The 17,002-nt window shown below is 65.1% G+C and carries 18 protein-coding genes; 7 read left to right on the top strand and 11 right to left on the bottom strand.

All coding sequences use genetic code 11. The annotated features are described in order from the left end of the window. The first annotated feature begins 7 nt into the window (after positions 1 to 7). The gene (locus tag NLM15_RS04580; RefSeq protein WP_254115767.1) at positions 8 to 361 is read left to right on the top strand and encodes a nuclear transport factor 2 family protein; all 354 of its coding nucleotides are present in this window, start codon (positions 8 to 10) and stop codon (positions 359 to 361) included. Positions 362 to 537: 176 nt separating this feature from the next. Here NLM15_RS04580 and NLM15_RS04575 read toward each other — a convergent pair whose 3' ends face one another. Beyond that, positions 538 to 1,626 (bottom strand): Zn-dependent alcohol dehydrogenase, encoded by a 1,089-nt coding sequence (locus NLM15_RS04575; protein ID WP_254115765.1) that lies wholly within the window; start codon positions 1,624 to 1,626, stop codon positions 538 to 540. Positions 1,627 to 1,670: 44 nt separating this feature from the next. After that, positions 1,671 to 3,455 (bottom strand): acyl-CoA dehydrogenase family protein, encoded by a 1,785-nt coding sequence (locus tag NLM15_RS04570; RefSeq protein WP_254115763.1) that lies wholly within the window; start codon positions 3,453 to 3,455, stop codon positions 1,671 to 1,673. Between the two features lie 231 nt (positions 3,456 to 3,686). Between NLM15_RS04570 and NLM15_RS04565 the strand changes: the two genes are divergently transcribed. Then, a complete protein-coding gene (locus NLM15_RS04565) occupies positions 3,687 to 4,388 on the top strand; it encodes an SDR family oxidoreductase (RefSeq protein ID WP_254115761.1) in 702 nt (233 codons plus the stop codon). A gap of 115 nt (positions 4,389 to 4,503) precedes the next feature. Beyond that, entirely contained in the window at positions 4,504 to 5,334 is an 831-nt protein-coding gene (locus NLM15_RS04560) for an enoyl-CoA hydratase (RefSeq protein ID WP_254115754.1), read from the top strand. Between the two features lie 25 nt (positions 5,335 to 5,359). Here NLM15_RS04560 and NLM15_RS04555 read toward each other — a convergent pair whose 3' ends face one another. Continuing rightward, the gene (locus NLM15_RS04555; protein ID WP_254115747.1) at positions 5,360 to 6,250 is read right to left on the bottom strand and encodes a LysR family transcriptional regulator; all 891 of its coding nucleotides are present in this window, start codon (positions 6,248 to 6,250) and stop codon (positions 5,360 to 5,362) included. 120 nt (positions 6,251 to 6,370) lie between these two features. Here NLM15_RS04555 and NLM15_RS04550 point away from each other — a divergent pair, with 120 nt between their 5' ends. Further along, positions 6,371 to 7,213: an oxidoreductase gene (locus NLM15_RS04550; protein ID WP_254124142.1), complete on the top strand. Its 843-nt coding sequence runs from the start codon at positions 6,371 to 6,373 to the stop codon at positions 7,211 to 7,213. Positions 7,214 to 7,263: 50 nt separating this feature from the next. Here the strand turns inward: NLM15_RS04550 and NLM15_RS04545 are convergent, their stop codons facing one another. Next, positions 7,264 to 7,887 (bottom strand): GNAT family N-acetyltransferase, encoded by a 624-nt coding sequence (locus tag NLM15_RS04545; RefSeq protein ID WP_254115733.1) that lies wholly within the window; start codon positions 7,885 to 7,887, stop codon positions 7,264 to 7,266. An 82-nt stretch (positions 7,888 to 7,969) separates the two neighbouring features. After that, entirely contained in the window at positions 7,970 to 8,173 is a 204-nt protein-coding gene (locus NLM15_RS04540) for a DUF1127 domain-containing protein (RefSeq protein ID WP_063980835.1), read from the bottom strand. Between the two features lie 110 nt (positions 8,174 to 8,283). Here NLM15_RS04540 and NLM15_RS04535 point away from each other — a divergent pair, with 110 nt between their 5' ends. Together NLM15_RS04535 and NLM15_RS04530 are read left to right on the top strand one after the other, a co-directional pair. Continuing rightward, positions 8,284 to 9,183, top strand: coding sequence for a transcriptional regulator GcvA (locus tag NLM15_RS04535; protein WP_254115731.1), 900 nt, complete (start codon positions 8,284 to 8,286; stop codon positions 9,181 to 9,183). Between the two features lie 142 nt (positions 9,184 to 9,325). Then, entirely contained in the window at positions 9,326 to 10,651 is a 1,326-nt protein-coding gene (locus NLM15_RS04530) for an MFS transporter (RefSeq protein ID WP_254115728.1), read from the top strand. A 115-nt stretch (positions 10,652 to 10,766) separates the two neighbouring features. Here NLM15_RS04530 and NLM15_RS04525 read toward each other — a convergent pair whose 3' ends face one another. The 3 genes from NLM15_RS04525 to NLM15_RS04515 are packed head-to-tail and all read right to left on the bottom strand — an operon-like array spanning position 10,767 to position 13,372. Next, positions 10,767 to 11,180: a Rieske (2Fe-2S) protein gene (locus tag NLM15_RS04525; RefSeq protein WP_254115726.1), complete on the bottom strand. Its 414-nt coding sequence runs from the start codon at positions 11,178 to 11,180 to the stop codon at positions 10,767 to 10,769. After that, positions 11,180 to 12,289, bottom strand: coding sequence for an amidohydrolase family protein (locus NLM15_RS04520; protein ID WP_254115724.1), 1,110 nt, complete (start codon positions 12,287 to 12,289; stop codon positions 11,180 to 11,182). The genes NLM15_RS04525 and NLM15_RS04520 overlap by 1 nt, the downstream gene beginning before the upstream one ends. Positions 12,290 to 12,313: 24 nt before the next feature. Next, on the bottom strand, positions 12,314 to 13,372 hold the full coding sequence (locus NLM15_RS04515; protein ID WP_254115717.1) for an amidohydrolase family protein: 1,059 nt from the start codon (positions 13,370 to 13,372) through the stop codon (positions 12,314 to 12,316). Between the two features lie 167 nt (positions 13,373 to 13,539). On the opposite strand from NLM15_RS04515, the gene NLM15_RS04510 reads away from it, so the two are divergent. Further along, positions 13,540 to 14,022 carry a CinA family protein gene (locus NLM15_RS04510; protein ID WP_254115715.1) on the top strand — a complete coding sequence of 161 codons (483 nt, stop codon included), beginning with the start codon at positions 13,540 to 13,542 and terminating at the stop codon, positions 14,020 to 14,022. 173 nt (positions 14,023 to 14,195) lie between these two features. Here the strand turns inward: NLM15_RS04510 and NLM15_RS04505 are convergent, their stop codons facing one another. From NLM15_RS04505 to NLM15_RS04495, 3 genes are all read right to left on the bottom strand, one after another. Next, the gene (locus NLM15_RS04505; protein WP_254115713.1) at positions 14,196 to 14,471 is read right to left on the bottom strand and encodes a DUF1488 family protein; all 276 of its coding nucleotides are present in this window, start codon (positions 14,469 to 14,471) and stop codon (positions 14,196 to 14,198) included. A 134-nt stretch (positions 14,472 to 14,605) separates the two neighbouring features. Further along, complete coding sequence (locus NLM15_RS04500; protein WP_254115711.1) at positions 14,606 to 15,223, bottom strand: lipopolysaccharide assembly protein LapB; 618 nt, start codon at positions 15,221 to 15,223, stop codon at positions 14,606 to 14,608. A 120-nt stretch (positions 15,224 to 15,343) separates the two neighbouring features. Continuing rightward, positions 15,344 to 16,813, bottom strand: coding sequence for an AMP nucleosidase (locus NLM15_RS04495; protein ID WP_254115709.1), 1,470 nt, complete (start codon positions 16,811 to 16,813; stop codon positions 15,344 to 15,346). Positions 16,814 to 17,002 lie beyond the last annotated feature (189 nt).

Raw genomic sequence — 17,002 nt, 5'->3', positions numbered from 1 at the left:
GAACAACATGAGCCAGGACCTCGAACAGCTCACCGCGCTCAACCGCGACTACGTCGCCTCGGTGCAGAACTGCGACGTCAAGCGTTTCGACGAGATCCTGGCGCCGGAGTTCTACTGCTCCAATCCCGACAAGACGCTGGTCGACCGCGCTTCCTTCCTGGAGCAGACGGCGCGGCCGATCGCGATCCGCAATTTGCAGGCGCATGACGTCGTGATCCGTATCATGGGCGACTTCGCCATCATCCACGCCGCGACCAGCTACACCACGGCCGATGGCCAGCAGGCGTCAGGCCGCTACACCGATTGCTGGGCCAGGCAGAACGGCAAATGGCTCGCAGTGTCCGCGCACGTGTCGCGGTGAGGCCGTGAGGCAGGCATCTCCCCCGCACACTCTCCGCTGTCATGCCCCGCGAAGGCGGGGCATCCAGTACGCCGCAGCGGTAATTCGTTCACACAACTTCCGCCGCGAAGTACTGGATCGCCCGGTCAAGCCGGGCGATGACACCTGTTTTGAGGCAACGCCGGCGAGCGCCTCCGTCAGCTATCGAACATGATCACGCTGCGCAGCGTCTTGCCGGCTTTCATGTTGGCAAAGCCCTCGTTGATCTCCGACAGCTTCAGCTTCGCCGAGATCCAGTCTTCCAGGTGGAGCCGTCCCCGCAGGTAGAAATCGACCAGCCGCGGCATGTCGACGCGAAAATGGTTGGAGCCCATCGAAGAGCCCTGGATCCGGCGCTCGCGCAGGAAGTCGAAGCCGTGCAGCTCGATCTTCTGGCCGAACGGGATCATGCCGACGATGGTGGCGGTGCCGCCTGATGCCAGCATGCCGAAAGCCTGCTCGGCGGTCTCCTTGCGGCCGAGCACCTCGAAGGAATGATGCACGCCGCCATTGGTGAGGTCGCGCACCTGCTTCACGACGTCGCCGTCGGCGGGATTGATGATGTCGGTCGCCCCCAGCTTGGTCGCGAGCTGGAGCTTTGCCGGATTGGTGTCGATGGCGATGATACGGCCGGCGCCGGCGATCTGCGCGCCGTTGATCGCGGCCATGCCAACGCCGCCGCAGCCGATCACCGCCACGGTCTCGCCGGCCGTCACCTTCGCCGTGTTCACCACCGCGCCGTAGCCGGTGATGACGCCGCAGCCGATCAGCGCGGCGAGGTCGAGCGGCATCTCCTTGCGGATTTTGACGATCGCATTCTCGTGCACCAGCATCTGCTCGGCGAAGGATGAGAGATTGAGGAACTGGTGCAGCTTCTCAGGCTTCGACCACTGCATCCGGTTGGAGGCGCCCGGCAGCAATTTCACCGTGGTGTCGGTGCAGACCACGGTGCGGCCCGTGGTGCAATTGTCGCAGGTGCCGCAAAACACCGACAGGCAGGTCACGACGTGATCGCCCGGCTTCACATAGGTGACGTCTGAGCCGACCTGCTCGACAATGCCGGCGGATTCATGCCCGAGCACTGCGGGCAGTGGGTGCGGATAAAGGCCTTCCATGAAGTGCAGATCGGAATGGCAGAGGCCCGCGACCGCCGTGCGGATCAGGACCTCGCGCGGGCCCGGCTTCGGCAGGCTGACATCCTCGATGACCAGCGGCTGGTTGACTTCATAGAGGACGGCGGCCTTCATCGAGCACTCCCTGTCGCGTTTTTTGTTTGATCGTGGCGCGCAGCCTACGCTGCCAGAACCAGTTCGCCAACCTCGCTCATGCTGCCGGCGCGATCGCCGAGCAGTAGCTCTGCGATCTTCGCTTGCGCGGCATTTTCCGTCAGCCGGAACGGATCGGCCGGCGTCACCCGATGGTCGATCACGAGGCGCGACAGCAGCAGCCTCCGCGCATCGCCGCGCATCTCGTGGATGCGATGCGCTTCCCAGGCGAGCGCCACCGCGCTGGCGACATGATAAAGCAGGCTGGTCGCGCGCCGCGCATCGGCCTCGTTCTCGGCCTTGCCCGCGACCTCGCGTGCAAAGCCGACCGCGCGATCGACGAGACCGCGCAATTTGTCGCGCCAGGCCTGTGGCACCGAGGCGCTGTCGTCGAGCCGGGCGTGCAGATCGGCGGCGAGTGCGGATTCGGCGCCGTGACGTCCGACCGCGCGCCGGAGCGCATCGATCGCGACGATGTTGCCGGTGCCTTCCCAGACGGAGCCGAGATGCGCATCGCGCAGCAGGCGCGGCGTCGCGAATTCCTCAATGTAGCCGATGCCGCCGCGCATCTCGAGCGCATCGCCGCAGACTTTTCGCGCATCGCGGGTGGCGCGGAATTTCAGCGTCGGGGTGAGGATACGCAGCAACGCCGCCGCGTCCTGGCTGCCGGCCTCGGCGCGGTCGAGCGCATCGGCCGTGAGAAAGCTCATCGACAGCGCCTGCTCGACCGGCAGCATGATCTTCAGCATCTGCCGGCGTCCGAGCGGCAGGTCGATGATGCGATTGCCGAACACCACGCGGTTCTTCGCCACCGTCATCGCGTCATGATAGGCGCGGCGCATCAGCGCGGTCGACTTGACGCCGTTGGAGAGCCGTGACGAGTTCACCATCTCGGCCATCTGCACGAAGCCGCGATCGAGCTTGCCGACGGCGTACGCGACCGCGCCTTCGAGCTTGATCTCGCCCGAGGCCATCGACCGCGTGCCGAGCTTGTCCTTCAGACGCACGATCCGGTAGTTGTTCTGCGAGCCGTCATCGAGGAAACGCGGCATCAGGAACAGGCCAACGCCGCGCGTGCCGGGGCCGGCGCCTTCGGGGCGCGCCAGCAGCATCACGACCTTGGCGTCGGCGTTCGAGCAGAACCATTTCTCGCCGTAGAGGCGCCAATGGTCGCCCTCCTGCACCGCGCGCGTGGTCAGCGTGCCGACGTCGGAGCCGCCCTCCTTCTCGGTCATGAACTGGCCGCCCTGCGTCAGCTTGCTCATGTCGGTCTGGGTCAGGCCGTCGAGATACTTTGCCTTCAGGGCCTCACTGCCGAAATTCGCGAGCAGCTTTGCGCAGCCGTCGGTGACGTTGATCGGGCAGCCCATGCCGAATTCGGTCTGGTTGAACAGGAAGGTGAAGGCGTGTTTTGCAACGACCGGATATTTGTCCGGCCAGCCCATGATGCCCTTGCGGATCGAGAGCGCGTGGATGCCGAACTCGCCGAAGGCGGCGTTCTCCAATTCGCGATAGGCCGGGTGGTACTCGATCCACTGCACGTCGCGGCCGAACTTGTCGCGCTGGTGCAGCACCGGCGTGTGCCGGTCGGCGAGGCGTGCGCAGTCGTCGAGCCGGCCGCCGGCGAGTTCGCCGAGGCGATCGAGATGCGGCTCGATGTGACGGAACAAATTCTCCGGGAGATGGATGCGCAACAGATCCGTCAGCGCCTGGTCGGCGCGGTAGAAATTCATGCCTGTGGTATCGGGCGCCAGCAGGCCGGATGGTGCGGCCGCGACATTCTTTGGCTCACCTGTGGCCTGCTTGTGCATGATCGTCCTCTTCGTTTCCGCGCCGCGAACATTTTGCGCTGTTTTGGCGCTTGCCGCGTTGAATGATGTCGATCATGCTCCAGTCGCGGAGCGTGATAAAGCCGCAAATTGTCAGGGAGGCATGATCGCCGCGAAGGAGCAATTCGCTCTGCGGAATTGTGCTCGCCCCGGCTGGTTGTCCGCGCGGCCGATACATAGATCAACGGCTTCCCGTCTCCGAGAGATCACTCCATGGAACATCCGAAATACAAGATCGCCCTCATCGTCGGCGCGGGCGAAGGCTTGAGCGCCTCGCTGGCGCGGCTGCTGTCCGCCCAGGGTATTCGCGTCGCACTGGCCGCGCGGAAAATCGAGAAGCTCGGCGCTCTCTGCAGCGAGACCGGCGCGAAGGCTTATGCCTGCAACGCCACCGACCCGGATGAGGTCGAGCGCCTGTTCGGCCTGGTCGAACGCGAGATCGGCCCCCCCGACCTCGTCGTCTACAATGCCAGCGGCCGCACGCGCGGACCGTTCGTCGACCTTGTTCCGGCCGACGTCGCGCAGGCGATCGCGGTCAGCGCTTATGGCGGCTTCCTGGTGGCGCAGCAGGCGGCGAAGCGCATGCTGCCGAACAAGCACGGCGCAATCCTGTTCACCGGCGCCTCCGCCAGCGTCAAGGGCTATGCGCAGTCGGCGTCCTTCGCGATGGGCAAGTTCGCGCTGCGCGGGCTCGCGCAGAGCCTGGCGCGCGAACTCTCGCCGCAGGGCATCCACGTCGCGCATTTCGTGATCGACGGCGGCATCAAAAGCGCGGCGTACACGGAACCGGACGACAAGCCGGATTCGATGCTCGATCCCGACGCGATCGCGCTGAGCTATTGGAACGTGTTGCAGCAGCCGCGCAGCGCCTGGAGCTGGGAGCTGGAGCTGCGGCCCTGGGTGGAGAAGTTTTGAGCAAGACTGCCGCAGGGTGGGCAAAGGCGCAAAGCGCCGTGCCCACCATCTCGGACCCGAAAGGAATTCGTGGGCACGCTTCGCTTTGCCCACCCTACGAGAGCAGGGAGAATCAATGACCACGGAAGCCACCATCGACACCGGCACCAATGAACTCCTCTGCGTCATCCGCGACCGCGTGGCGGTGATCACGCTGAACCGGCCGGAGGCGCGCAACTCGCTGTCGGACACGCTGACGCCGGCGCTGCGCGCGATGATCCGTGCCTGCGGCGAGAATCCCGGTGTCGGGGCGCTGCTGCTCACCGGCGCGGGCGAGGCATTCTGCGCCGGCGGCAACGTCAAGGGCATGGGCGCACATCGCGACCCGAAGAAGCTCGAAATGTCCTTCGACGACAAGGTCGCCGACCTCCAGGAGCGACAGCGGCTGCTCACCGGCGCGCTGGTGTCGATCCGCAAGCCGACCATCGCGGCGCTGCCCGGCCCCGCGGTCGGTGCGGGGCTCGCCATCGCCATGGCCTGCGACATCCGTATCGCCGCGCAATCCGCCTTCGTCGCCACCGGTTACGCCCGCATCGCGCTCAGCGGCGATTACGGCATCGCCTGGCTGCTCACCCGCCTCGTCGGCACCGCACGGGCGCGCGAATTGATGTTCACCGGCGATCGGGTCGATGCCGCGCGCGCCGAAGCCATCGGCCTCGTCAACCGCGTCGTGCCCGACGACAAATTGCAGACCGAGGCCTTCACCCTGGCAAAGTCGCTCGCCGAAGGCCCGCGCCTCGCGCTGCGCTACATGAAGGAAAATCTCGACGAAGCCCTGCTGTTCGATTTCGAGACCGCCCGCGACCACGAGGCCGAACGCCTGATCCGCCTGACCACGACCGCCGATCACAAGGAAGCGGTGCAGGCGTTCATCGAGAAGCGGAAAGCGGTGTTTAGCGGGAAGTAGTTGGTCATCCGAGCTACGCAGTTGGCTACGCGGTCGCCGTCCGCGCAAAATCCACGAACGCCCGCAGCGCCGCGGGCAGCTGGCGGCGGCTGGGGTAATACAAGAAAAAGCCGGGATAGGCCGGGCACCAGTCGGCGAGCACGCGCACCAGCTTGCGTTTTGCCAGCAGTGGTTCGACCTGCGCCTCGAACACGTAAGCGAGGCCGAGACCGTCGAGCGCGGCCCCCACCATCAGATCCTGGTCGTTCATCGTCAGCGGCCCCGTCACGTCGATGGCGAGCTCGATGCCGCCGCGCTCGAATTCCCAGTGATAGAGCGCGCCAGAGGTGAAGCGGTAGCGGATGCAGGGCAGGCCTTTCAGATCGCGCGGCGTGGTGGGCGGCTTGTGGGACTTGAAGAAGGCGGGCGCACCGACCACGGCGAAACGGTGCCGCGGACCGATCGGCACGGCGATCATGTCGGCGGCGATGGTCTCGCCGAAGCGCACGCCGGCATCGAAGCCGGCCGCGACCATGTCGATCAGGGCGTCGTTGATCCCGATCTCCACGCTGACGTCCGGAAACGCCTTCAGGAACCGCGTCACGATCGGCAGCAGCACGAGCTGCGCCGACTGACGCGCGGCGGTGAAACGCAGCGTGCCGGCGGGCTTGCCGCGGAAATTGTTGAGATCCTCGAGCGCATCGTCGATGTCGCGGAAGGCCGGCGTGATGCGGGCAAACAGCCGCTCGCCGGCTTCGGTGAGCGCCACGCTGCGGGTGGTGCGGTTGACGAGGCGCAAGCCCAGCCGCTCCTCGACATTGCGCAAAGCGTGCGACAGCGCCGACGGCGTGACGCCAAGCTCGGTCGCCGCCGCGCGAAAGCTGCGGTGGCGGGCGATGGCGAGGAAGGTCGCGAGGTCGGACGGGTCGATCCGCATTGATGAATTTTTCTCACTAGCTTGCAAAATACATAGCGGATTATCTCAGCTATGGCGAGCCGCTACACCTTGCCCATCGGCTCCGGCAAATCGCCGGGCCAAAATGGAAAGGGCAACACCATGCGTGTCTGGTTCATCACAGGAGCATCCCGCGGATTTGGCGCCTTGATCGCCGAGGCGGCGTTGAAAGCCGGCGACGCGGTCGTGGCGACCGCGCGCGATCCTTCGACCGTCACCGCGCGGCTCGGCGCTCACGAGCGGCTGCTGGCGACGCGGCTCGACGTCACCCGTGAGACCGAGGCGCATGAGGCCGCGGGCCAGGCCGTGAAGCGCTTCGGCCGCATCGACATCCTCGTCAACAATGCCGGCTATGGCCTCCTGGGGGCGATCGAGGAGGCGAGCGATGCGGAAACGCAAAAGCTGTTCGGCACGAATGTGTTCGGCCTCCTCAGCGTCACCCGCGCGGTGCTGCCGCACATGCGCCGCCAGCGGTCGGGACATGTCATCAACATCTCGTCGGTGGGCGGCTACGCCGGCTTTCCCGGCTGGGGCGTTTACGGCGCCACCAAGTTCGCGGTCGAAGGCTTGAGCGAAGCGCTGGCGGGCGAAGTTGCGCCGCTCGGAATCAAGGTGACGGTGGTCGAGCCTGGCTTCTTCCGCACCGACTTCCTCGACGAGAGCTCGCTGTCGCGCACCGCGCAGGAGATCGACGATTATCACGACAGCGTCGGCAAGACCCGCGCGCACGCGGCCGACGTCAATGGCGGCCAGCGCGGCGACCCGCGCAAGCTGGCGCAGGCTTTCCTGAAGCTGGTCGATGCCAAGACCCCGCCGCTGCGGCTGCCGCTCGGCAGCGATACGGTGGAGCGGATCGAGGCCAAGAACATCTTCGTGGCACGCGAGCTGGCGGGTTGGCGGTCTGTGGCGACCTCGACCGACTTCACCGTCGACGGCGCAAAATGAGGACAAAAAAAGCCCGGCTCTGGCTGTGCCAGGCCGGGCTTGGAGTGGTGTCAGGCCGAGGCTGAGGGGCTGTCGGCCTGACGGGAAAGGGCGGCGAGGCGCCAGCTGGCGCAGGGAATGTCTTTTGGTGCGACCGCGATCTCCTTGTCGAAGCGCACCAGCTTCCAGTCGTCGGGATGGTTGACGAAAGCGAAGCCGGATTTGCGCGAGAGGGAGATCATGGCCTCATTGGAACGCAACGTGTCGCCAAACATATGCTCGGCGCCGAGCGCGGCGGCGCGGCATTCGAGATTCTTCATCAGCGCGGTTGCGATGCCGTGGCCCTGCCAGCGGTCGTGGACCGACAGGCCGAATTCGAGCGTCGCGGTCTCGGCATGGAAGGCGTAGCGCGCTTCGGCGACGATGGTCTGGAAGCCGTCGACCATCCTGGTCGCGACGACCGTGAAACGTTCGGGCTCGCCGACCTGCAGGAATTCGTGCAGCAAGCCCTTCGGCAATTCGCTGATCGCCCCGAAGAAGCGGTTGTAGCGGGAGCGGGTCGAGAGCGAGCGGAAATAGTGCTGAAGCTCCTCGGTGTCGCGCGGCTCGACGAAGCGAACGTTGACCGGCTCGCCCTGACGGGTGCGCAGGACATCCGAATATTGCTTCAGATCTTCCAGGCGAAGAGTGCTCATGACACAGGCCCCCCAAGGGGACTTCAGGGAGAAAGGGACCGCCGGCGCCCCCACAGTCAGGCGGCGCCGGCCTGGCGGCCAATCAGGCCCGCCAGAAGGGTTTGTCCGCCTCATAGGCGATGTCGGTCCAGGACAGGCCGACGTCGTGGAGATCGCGGGCCGTCCAGTGGGTGAGTTCGCGGCGGGTCCGGTAGCGCTCGTGCCAGACGTGGAGCGTCTCGCCGATCTGCTGGATCAGGCCCGGCGCATGATGATTTGTCATCGAATTGTGGGTCAAAGTAGACATTTTCAGCTCCTTGAGCTAACTTGAACGCTAATATCTGCTTCCTTCCGCGCTGCGACAAACGACAATTTGTACCCTTTCGCATGAAATAACGTCATGCAGCCTGCTGCCAGATGACTGCCAGATTGCCATCCCTGAACGGTTTGAGGGCCTTTGAGGCCGCCGCGCGCCATCTCAGCTTCACGCTGGCGGCTTCCGAGCTGAACGTGACCCAGACCGCGATCAGCCATCAGATCCGGCGGCTCGAGGAGGAGCTCGGCATCCGCCTGTTCGTCCGGCAGAACCGCGCGCTGGCGCTGACGCCGGAAGCGCGCGACTATTTGCCGGGTGTCCGCGCCGCCTTCAACGACCTTCGCCTCGCGACCGATCGCCTGCTGCGCAAGGACGACGACAAGGTGCTGACGGTCTCGACGCTGGCATCGCTCGCCGCGAAATGGCTGCTGCCGCGGCTGACCGATTTCCAGGAGCAGCATCCCGGCATCGATGTCCGCATCACCACCTCGACCAGCCTCGTCGATTTCCAGCGCGACAATGTCGATGCCGCGATTCGTTATGGCCGCGGTCAGTGGCCGGGCCTGCGCGCCGATTGGCTGATGGCGGACGAGCTGTTTCCGGTGTGCAGCCCTTCTCTCCTTCGGGGCGACAAGCCGCTGCGGCAGCCGGAGGATCTGAAGGGCTATCCGCTGCTGCACACCTCGAACGCCAACAGCGACGACTGGCGGCTATGGCTGACGGCGGCAGGCCTGCCGGCCGACATCGCGAGGCAACCGGGCATCACCTTCGACATGATCTTCATGACCATCCAGGCCGCGATCGACGGCATCGGCGTGGCGATGGGTCGGACCTCCTACGTCCAGGACGACATCGCCAAGGGCCGTCTCGTGGTGCCCTTCAAGATCGCGCTGCCGGCCGATGCTGGCTTCTACCTGGTCGCGCCCGAGGGCCGGCGCGAGGCGCCGAAGCTGGCGGCGTTCCGGGAATGGATGATCGCTGCAACGCAGAATAAAGCCTGAAAAATCATCGGCTTCCGCACTGAAATCGGTTGACTCGCCGCGCCCCGCGCGGGAGGGGTAGGACAGATTGTCGCAGCTTCAATCTGTTGCCTTGCCGTGAAATGAGTTCCGGTCCGGCCACGCCTTCCAGGGGAGTAACGTCATGGCTGGATCAGCAACCAATCCGCCCGAGATCAAGTCGCGCATCGGCGCGATCCTGCGCGCCACCTCCGGCAACTTCCTCGAGCAGTTCGATTTCTTCCTGTTCGGCTTCTACGCCGCCGCGATCGGCAAGGCGTTCTTTCCCTCCTCCAACGAGACGGCGTCGCTGCTCAACACGTTCGGCGTGTTCTGGCTCGGCGCCTTGATGCGCCCCGTCGGCGCGATCGTGCTCGGCGCCTACATCGACCGCATCGGCCGCCGCCAGGGTCTCATCGTCACGCTCGGCATCATGGCCTTCGGCACGGTCGTGATCGCGTTCTGCCCGAGCTACGCGACCATCGGCATCGCCGCGCCAATCATCGTGCTGATCGGCCGGCTGCTGCAGGGCTTCTCCGCCGGCGTCGAGCTCGGCGGCGTCTCGGTGTATCTCGCGGAGATCTCGACGCCCGGCAATCGCGGCTTCTACACCTCGTTCCAGTCCTCGAGCCAGCAGGTCGCGATCTTCGTGGCCTCGATCCTCGGCTACATCCTCTCGGAGGTGATGCCGGCCGACACCGTTGCCGCCTGGGGCTGGCGCATTCCCTTCTTCGTCGGCTGCCTGATCATTCCCCTGATCTTCTTCCTGCGGCGGACGCTGGAGGAGACGCCAGCCTTCCTCGCCATGAAGAAGCATCCGACCGCCAGCGAAGTGTTCGCCTCGGCGCTCGCCAACTGGCGCATCGTCATCCTCGGCATGATGATCGCGGTCCTGACCACGACGACGTTCTACTTCGTCACCGTGTACACGCCGACCTTCGGCAAGACCGTGCTGAAGCTCTCGACGCAGGACGCACTGCTCGTGACGCTGCTCGTCGCCGTGACCAACTTCTTCTGGAATCCGGTCGGCGGCGCGCTGTCCGACCGGATCGGCCGCAAGCCCGTGCTGCTCACCATCGCCTGCCTGGCGCTCGTCACCGCCTACCCGGCGCTGCACTGGCTGGTGGCGGCACCGACCTTCGGCAAGCTGCTCGCGGTCGAGATGATGTTCTCGTTCTATTTCGGCGTCTACAGCGGCACCATGCTCGGCGCGCTGGTCGAGATCGTGCCGGCGCATGTGCGCACCACCTGCTTCTCGCTCGCGTTTGCGCTCGCCGCCGCGCTGTTCGGCACCTTCACACCGTTCGCCTCGACCTTGCTGATCGAGCATACAGGCGACAAGGCCTCGCCCGGCTTCTGGCTGATGTTCGCCGCGGTGCTCGGCATCATCGCCGCGTCGGTCGTCTATCGCGGCGGCGGCAAGACGGTGCCGACATATGACGCGGTGGCGGAGCCGGTTGCGGGACATTAGGTGTCATTCCGGGGCGCGCGTAGCGCGAGCCCGGAATCCATGCCTCCCAGCATTTCCGTTGCACGATGGATTCCGGGCTCGATGCTTCGCATCGCCCCGGAATGACGGCGGAGGCCTACAGCTCCACCACCACGTAGTCGCTCTCGACCTTGACCGTGACAGTCTCGGCGACATACGGCCCCTTCACCACGCTCGCGCCCGGCTCGACATGCGCCGGATAGGCCTTCACGCGGAAGCGGCGGGGATCGCAATAGGACTGGCCGGTGCGGATATCGAACTCCCAGCCGTGCCACGGGCAGCGGATGATCTCGCCGAGCTTGGTGTACTCGATCTCGCCGGGGTCCTTTGATTGCGCCAGCCCGATCAGCGGGCCCTCGCACAGCGCCGCGCCCTGATGCGGGCAGCGGTTCATCAGGCCGAAATACTCGCCCTTGATGTTGAAGACCGCGATCGGCCGTCCGTCGATCTCCAGAAATTTTCGCGTGCCCGGCGGTAACTCATCCACCGGCGCAATGACGTGTCTTGCCATCAGGAAATGCCGTACAGCTTCTGCGCATTGCCGAGATAAAACGCCGCGCGATTGTCGTCGCTGACGCCGGCCGGCAGCACACGCGACGGCTCGTCATAGTCCCAATGCGGATAGTCGGTCGCGAACAGCAGCCGGTCCCAGCCGATCCACTTGATGACGTCGAACAGGTCCTCGCGCCGCTCCGGGTCCTCCATCGGCTGCGTGGTCCACCACACCTGCTCGCGGATATATTCCGACGGCGGCCGCTTCACATGCGGCACCTCGCTGCGCAGCCGCTGCCAGACCTTGTCGAGCCGCCAGGCGAGCGACGGGGCCCAACCGAAGCCGGCCTCGATCATCACCATCTTCAGCTTCGGGAAGCGCGCGAACACACCTTCCAAAACAAGGCTCGCCAGCGCCGATTGCTGACACTGCGAGTGGCCGACCATCTCCTCGATGTAATAGGAAGGCCACCCCGACGGCGTGATCGGGTTGCCGCCGAAGCCGAAAGCGTGCACGCCGACGGGAAGCCCCGCCTCTTCCGCGGCCTGATAGATCGGCCAGTAACGGCGCTGGCCGAGCGGCTCGACGTTGCGGCTGAGCAGGAGCACCTGCACGAAATTCTTGTCGCCGGCGCGCTCGCGGATTTCGGCGGCGGCCGACAGGCCGTCCTCATTGCCGACGACGATCGAGGCCTTGAGGCGCTTGTCCTTAGAGGTCCATTTGTCGATCTGCCAATCGTTGATCGCGGAGCACAGCGCCGCCGAGAGCTCGTGATTGCGGATGCCTTGCCCGGTGTTGAGCGGATTGAGCACGCCGAGTTGCACGTTGTTGGGATCGAGCAGCTGCTTCTGCATGAAGGACAGCGAGGACCCCTGCGGGCCGCCCTCCGGCGGATAGGCATCGCGGCGCGAGGCGTTGGGCTGCGCCTTCGGATAGGGCGGGCCTTCCATCATGCCCTGATAGGCATGGACGCCGTAGACTTCGAGATGATGTTGCCAGCGTTTGGCGAGATAGGGATAGAGCTCGGTGCGCGTGGCGCGGGCCGGATGGATGTCGCAATCCGCGATCGCGGTTTTCGCAGTCAGGGGGGATGCGGCTTCGGAGCTCTCGCGGAACTGGATATTCATCGCCTTGCCTCCTTTGGCAGCGGGCTAAGTCAGGCGGGGATAGGTTGCATGTGGATTATCGATCATGATCTTGCGCACGAGATCGGGGGACAGACCCTCGGGCAGCGCGTCCTGGCCCTCGAACTGCCAGTGCGGATAGTCCGTGGAGAATAGGACCAATTCGTCCGACTGCATATGATCAAACAGGCGAATTAATGTCTCAGGTTCCGGCGGCGCATCAAATGGCTGTAACGAGAAACGGATGTTGCTGCGCACAATCTCGAGCGGCGCGCGATCGACCCAGGGCGTCTCCATCCGCACCCCGCGCCAGAACTTGTGCAGCCGCCAGAGAAAGGGAGAGATCCAGGACACGCCGGATTCCAGCATCACCATCTTCAGGCGCGGATATTTGGCGAACACACCCTCGACGATCAGGCTGGTGAGCTGGGTCTGGAACGCCTGGGCCTGACCGACATAGTCCTCGATGTGATAGGAACCCCACCCCACCGCGGTCGGCGGATTGTGATAGGCGGAACCGGCATGAATCCCGACGGGCAGCGCGAGCCGTTCCGCCGCCTCATAGATCGGCCACCACGCGCGCTTGCCGAGCGGCGTGTCGCCCATCACCAGCATCAGCACCTGCACGAAGCGTCGATCCTGTGCGCAGCGCTCGATCTCGGCGACGGCCTTCTCGACACTTTGCGTCGGGATCACGATCGAGCCGCGCAGCCGCTCGTCGCGATCGAGCCATTCCTTCACGAGCCATTCGTTCAGCGCGCGGCAGAAGGCGGCCTGCAAATCCTCCGAAAACACCATCTGCACGCCGTAGAGCGGATTGCAGATGGCGTGCGTGAGCTGGAAGGGATCGAGCAGATGGCGCTGCATGTCCTCCAGGCTTTCGCCGGGCTTGCCGGTTTCCGGCCGCCAATCGGGACGCGCCACGATCGGCGAGTTCTGCGGATAGGATTGGGAGACAAGGTCGACCATGCCGCGCGTCGTCACCTGATCGCGCCAATAGTCGTTCAGGTACGGCAGCAGGCTGGTCAGATGCGGCACGGCCGGATGCACGTCGCAATCCACCCCGCCGGCGATCAGGGACGCCATCACGTCTCCCTTCTCACGTTTCCTCGTCTTGTCCCGGGGCAGCGCTTCGTGGCTGCCATCTTGTCTGCCATTCAAGCAGGCCTGCCCGTCGCCCGCAACTCGGCCAAGGCTTCTGTCATATGCTAGGAAGGCTGAGCTCCGTTGCGAAGGAACAAGGGATTTCAGGGATGAAAGAGCTCGTCGGCATTGCGGAACAGGTCGCAGCCAAACTGATCGCGCGCAAACAGACCATCGCTGTGGCCGAATCCTCGGCCGGCGGCCTGATTGCGGCCAGCCTGCTCGCCGTTCCAGGTGCGTCGGCCTATTTCCTCGGCGGCGCGGTGGTCTACACCCGCGATGCCCGGCGCGTGCTGATGGATATTTCGGACGAAGGAATGAAAGGCTTCCGCTCCTCGTCGGAGCCCTACGCAAAACTCCTCGCCGACCAGATGCTCAGCCGCTTCAGCTCCGACTGGGGCCTGTCCGAAACCGGCGCAGCCGGCCCCACCGGCAACCGCTACGGCGACGCCGCCGGCCACAGCTGCATGGCGGTTTCGGGACCTGCGGCGGAGGTGATCACGCTGGAGACGGCGAACGGCGACCGGTTTGGCAACATGCAGGTGTTCGCTGCGACGGCGCTGAAGCTGCTACTGAAGAAGCTGGAAGGGTGAGCTGCTGCCGCATGTGAGCGAGTCGGGGTAGCCTCACCACCTACACGCTGTCATCGCCCGGCTCGACCGGGCGATCCAGTATTCCGAGGCAGTTGTGATTGAATCGATAGGCTGCGGCGTACTGGATGCCCCGGTCAAGCCGGGGCATGACAGCGGAGAGAATGGAGCGGCAGTCATCGTCCCAAATGCCGCATGAAAATCCGCACCACATATCCCTGCACCCGCGGCGCTTCGTCATAGATATCCGACGCGATCCGCTCGATGGTTTCGCGCAGGGACAGGAACTGCGCCTGGCGCGCGCTGCTTTCGGTGCCTTGCATGCCCGCGAGCTCGTCCATCGCGGCATCGCTGATCTGGCACTGCACGACCTCGTCCGCGCTCATCATGGTGAAGCGGAAGGCCAGCCGTTCGAGGTCATGGCCGATGATCTTGTCGCGCGTCAGCGGCATCCAATTGTTCCGTTCGCGCCCCCGAACGGGACAATGCTGAAAATCTGACGCCTTGTCACCATCCGCGCCGGGAGACATGGCGGTCATGCGGCGCCTGTCAACCGTGCGCCGCATCGGCCGGCTGCTCTCCAGTCTCAGTAGACGATCGCCGTTCCCGTCGGCTTGTCGAGTGCCGCCGCCAGCGATCGATATTCCTCGCAATCGGTACCGCAGATGGAAGCAATCCGGCCGAGGTGATAGAGCGCCTGCTCACGATTGCCCCGCTCGAGCTGCCACAGGCCATAATACTGCCACGTCAGCACGTGGTTCGGATCTGCCTGCAATGCGCGCTCGTACCAGACCTGCGATTGCTCGTAGTCGCCGAGCTTGCGATAGGAGTAGCCGATGAGGTTGGCGACGTTCGGATGGTCGTCGTGGCCAAGCGACTTCAGCTGCGCGATCGCGGCCGCATAGTCGTTGCGCTCGTAGATGGTGTCGTAGGCAACGCGGTAGCCGGCCGCAAATGCGGGATCGCCGATGCTGGACTGGTTGTTTGGCTTCTTGCCCTTCTGGGTGGCCCTGGTGCCCGGACGTTTCGGATAGGTCGGTTGCGGCCTCTGGTCCGAATAGGCGCCGGCATAGGGATCGCTGGAGCTAATACCACCTCCGCCGCCTCCACCACCCCCGCCTCCGCCCGCGGCAAACGCCGGCGAACTCAACAACGCCGCCGCAAATGCACCCAGCGTGACGAGTCTGATCATCGCGGTGATCATGTCTGTCTCCTGTCCTGTTTCAAGCGGCCCCGGACGAATCGATAACCCTGCTTTGGCAGCGATATTCCGGGGGCTGTGCTCACGGAGACGTCAACGTTCGTACGACAGTTCTGTTGTCCCTTACTGGAACGCCACCTCGGCGAAGCTGCGCAGCTTTCGCGAATGCAGGCGCTCCGATTCCTGCTGCTTGAGCCGCTCCAACGCCTTCAGGCCGATCTCGAGATGCTGGCCGACGCGGCGGCGGTAGAATTCGCTGGCCATGCCGGCGAGCTTGATCTCGCCATGGAGCGGCTTGTCCGAGACGCAGAGCAGCGTGCCGTAAGGGACGCGGAATCGGTAGCCGTTGGCGGCGATCGCGGCCGACTCCATGTCGAGCGCGACCGCGCGCGACTGCGACATGCGGCGGATCACCTCGGGCCCCGAGATCTCCCAGTTGCGGTTGTCGACGCTGGCGACCGTGCCGGTGCGCATCAGGCGCTTGAGCTCGAAGCCTTCGAGGCCGGTGACATCCTCGACCGCCTGTTCCAGCGCGACCTGCATCTCGGCCAGCGCCGGGATCGGCACCCAGAGCGGCAGCTCGCGGTCGAGCACGTGGTCCTCGCGCACATAGCCATGGGCGAGCACGTAGTCGCCGAGCCGCTGCGTGTTGCGCAAGCCGGCGCAATGGCCGAGCATCAGCCAGGCATGCGGGCGCAGCACCGCGACGTGATCGGTGACGTTGCGCGCGTTCGACGGGCCGGTGCCGATATTGATCAGGGTGATGCCGCGATAGCCCGGTGTGACCAGATGGAAGGCCGGCATCTGCGGCGCGCGGACGGGCGCCGCCCCGCTCGTTGCGCCGCCGCTGCGCGTGATCAAATTGCCGGGCGCGACGAACGCATCCAGGCCAGCCTCGCCGGACTGGAGCCGCTGCTGGCAGAGCTGCGCGAAAGCATCGACGTAGAACTGGTAGTTGGTGAAAATGACAAAGTTCTGGAAATGCTCGGGGTCGGTGCCGGTGTAGTGATAGAGCCGCCGCAGCGAGTAATCGACGCGGGCGGCGCGGAATAGCGACAACGGCTCGGGCGCGCCGGGCTGAAGCTCGAAGGTGCCGTCGGCGATGGAATCGTCCATGGTGGCGAGATCAGGCACGTCGAACGCGTCGCGCAGCGATCGCGCCACCGGGGAATTCTCGCTGGTGGTGATGGCGGCTTCGATGTTGATGTCGCGGCGATAGGCGAAGTGGATCGGGATCGGCTCGGCGGATTCGCCGATCTCGACGGGCACGCCGTGGTTCTGGATCAACAGTCCGATCTGCTCGGTGAGATAGGTGCGGAACAGGTCCGGCCGCGTGACGCTGGTCTCGTGCACGCCGGGGCCGGCGACGAAGCCGTAGGCGAGACGCGAGTCCAGCCGCGCATGTGTCGCGGTGGTGACGCGGACGAAGGGATAGTAGGCCCGCACCCGCATCGTGATCGCCTCGCCGTTGACATAGGCCTCGAACCGGTCGCGCAGGAATTTCGTATTGCGCTCGTAGATCTCCTCGAGCCGGGCGACGGCGAGGTCAGCATCGGTGAAGGATTTGGTGGCGATGGAGGGGGGGGATTGCATGGTTCGACCGCCGGGTTGCTGGGGCTCGAGTCGAACTATAGCAAAGAAGGCGGTGCTGTAGGGTGGGTTAGCGAAGCGTAACCCACCACTCCCATTTCCGCGGATAGAGAAGTGGTGGGTTACGGCTTCGCCTAACCCACCCAACGAGACCGAGACTGCGGCACGGGATCCCGGATGCGCGCCAAGCGC

The sequence above is a fragment of the Bradyrhizobium sp. CCGB20 genome (assembly GCF_024199855.1).
GTDB lineage: Bacteria > Pseudomonadota > Alphaproteobacteria > Rhizobiales > Xanthobacteraceae > Bradyrhizobium.
Note: the sequence above shows the minus strand (reverse complement) of the source record. Positions and strands in the feature narration are given on the sequence as shown.

Coding starts and splice junctions, on each gene's coding strand:
- NLM15_RS04580 (WP_254115767.1), top strand. CDS start 8: ATGAGCCAGGACCTCGAACAGCTCACCGCGCTCAACCGCGACTACGTC.
- NLM15_RS04575 (WP_254115765.1), bottom strand. CDS start 1,626: ATGAAGGCCGCCGTCCTCTATGAAGTCAACCAGCCGCTGGTCATCGAG.
- NLM15_RS04570 (WP_254115763.1), bottom strand. CDS start 3,455: ATGCACAAGCAGGCCACAGGTGAGCCAAAGAATGTCGCGGCCGCACCA.
- NLM15_RS04565 (WP_254115761.1), top strand. CDS start 3,687: ATGGAACATCCGAAATACAAGATCGCCCTCATCGTCGGCGCGGGCGAA.
- NLM15_RS04560 (WP_254115754.1), top strand. CDS start 4,504: ATGACCACGGAAGCCACCATCGACACCGGCACCAATGAACTCCTCTGC.
- NLM15_RS04555 (WP_254115747.1), bottom strand. CDS start 6,250: ATGCGGATCGACCCGTCCGACCTCGCGACCTTCCTCGCCATCGCCCGC.
- NLM15_RS04550 (WP_254124142.1), top strand. CDS start 6,371: ATGCGTGTCTGGTTCATCACAGGAGCATCCCGCGGATTTGGCGCCTTG.
- NLM15_RS04545 (WP_254115733.1), bottom strand. CDS start 7,887: ATGAGCACTCTTCGCCTGGAAGATCTGAAGCAATATTCGGATGTCCTG.
- NLM15_RS04540 (WP_063980835.1), bottom strand. CDS start 8,173: ATGTCTACTTTGACCCACAATTCGATGACAAATCATCATGCGCCGGGC.
- NLM15_RS04535 (WP_254115731.1), top strand. CDS start 8,284: ATGACTGCCAGATTGCCATCCCTGAACGGTTTGAGGGCCTTTGAGGCC.
- NLM15_RS04530 (WP_254115728.1), top strand. CDS start 9,326: ATGGCTGGATCAGCAACCAATCCGCCCGAGATCAAGTCGCGCATCGGC.
- NLM15_RS04525 (WP_254115726.1), bottom strand. CDS start 11,180: ATGGCAAGACACGTCATTGCGCCGGTGGATGAGTTACCGCCGGGCACG.
- NLM15_RS04520 (WP_254115724.1), bottom strand. CDS start 12,289: ATGAATATCCAGTTCCGCGAGAGCTCCGAAGCCGCATCCCCCCTGACT.
- NLM15_RS04515 (WP_254115717.1), bottom strand. CDS start 13,372: ATGGCGTCCCTGATCGCCGGCGGGGTGGATTGCGACGTGCATCCGGCC.
- NLM15_RS04510 (WP_254115715.1), top strand. CDS start 13,540: ATGAAAGAGCTCGTCGGCATTGCGGAACAGGTCGCAGCCAAACTGATC.
- NLM15_RS04505 (WP_254115713.1), bottom strand. CDS start 14,471: ATGCCGCTGACGCGCGACAAGATCATCGGCCATGACCTCGAACGGCTG.
- NLM15_RS04500 (WP_254115711.1), bottom strand. CDS start 15,223: ATGATCACCGCGATGATCAGACTCGTCACGCTGGGTGCATTTGCGGCG.
- NLM15_RS04495 (WP_254115709.1), bottom strand. CDS start 16,813: ATGCAATCCCCCCCCTCCATCGCCACCAAATCCTTCACCGATGCTGAC.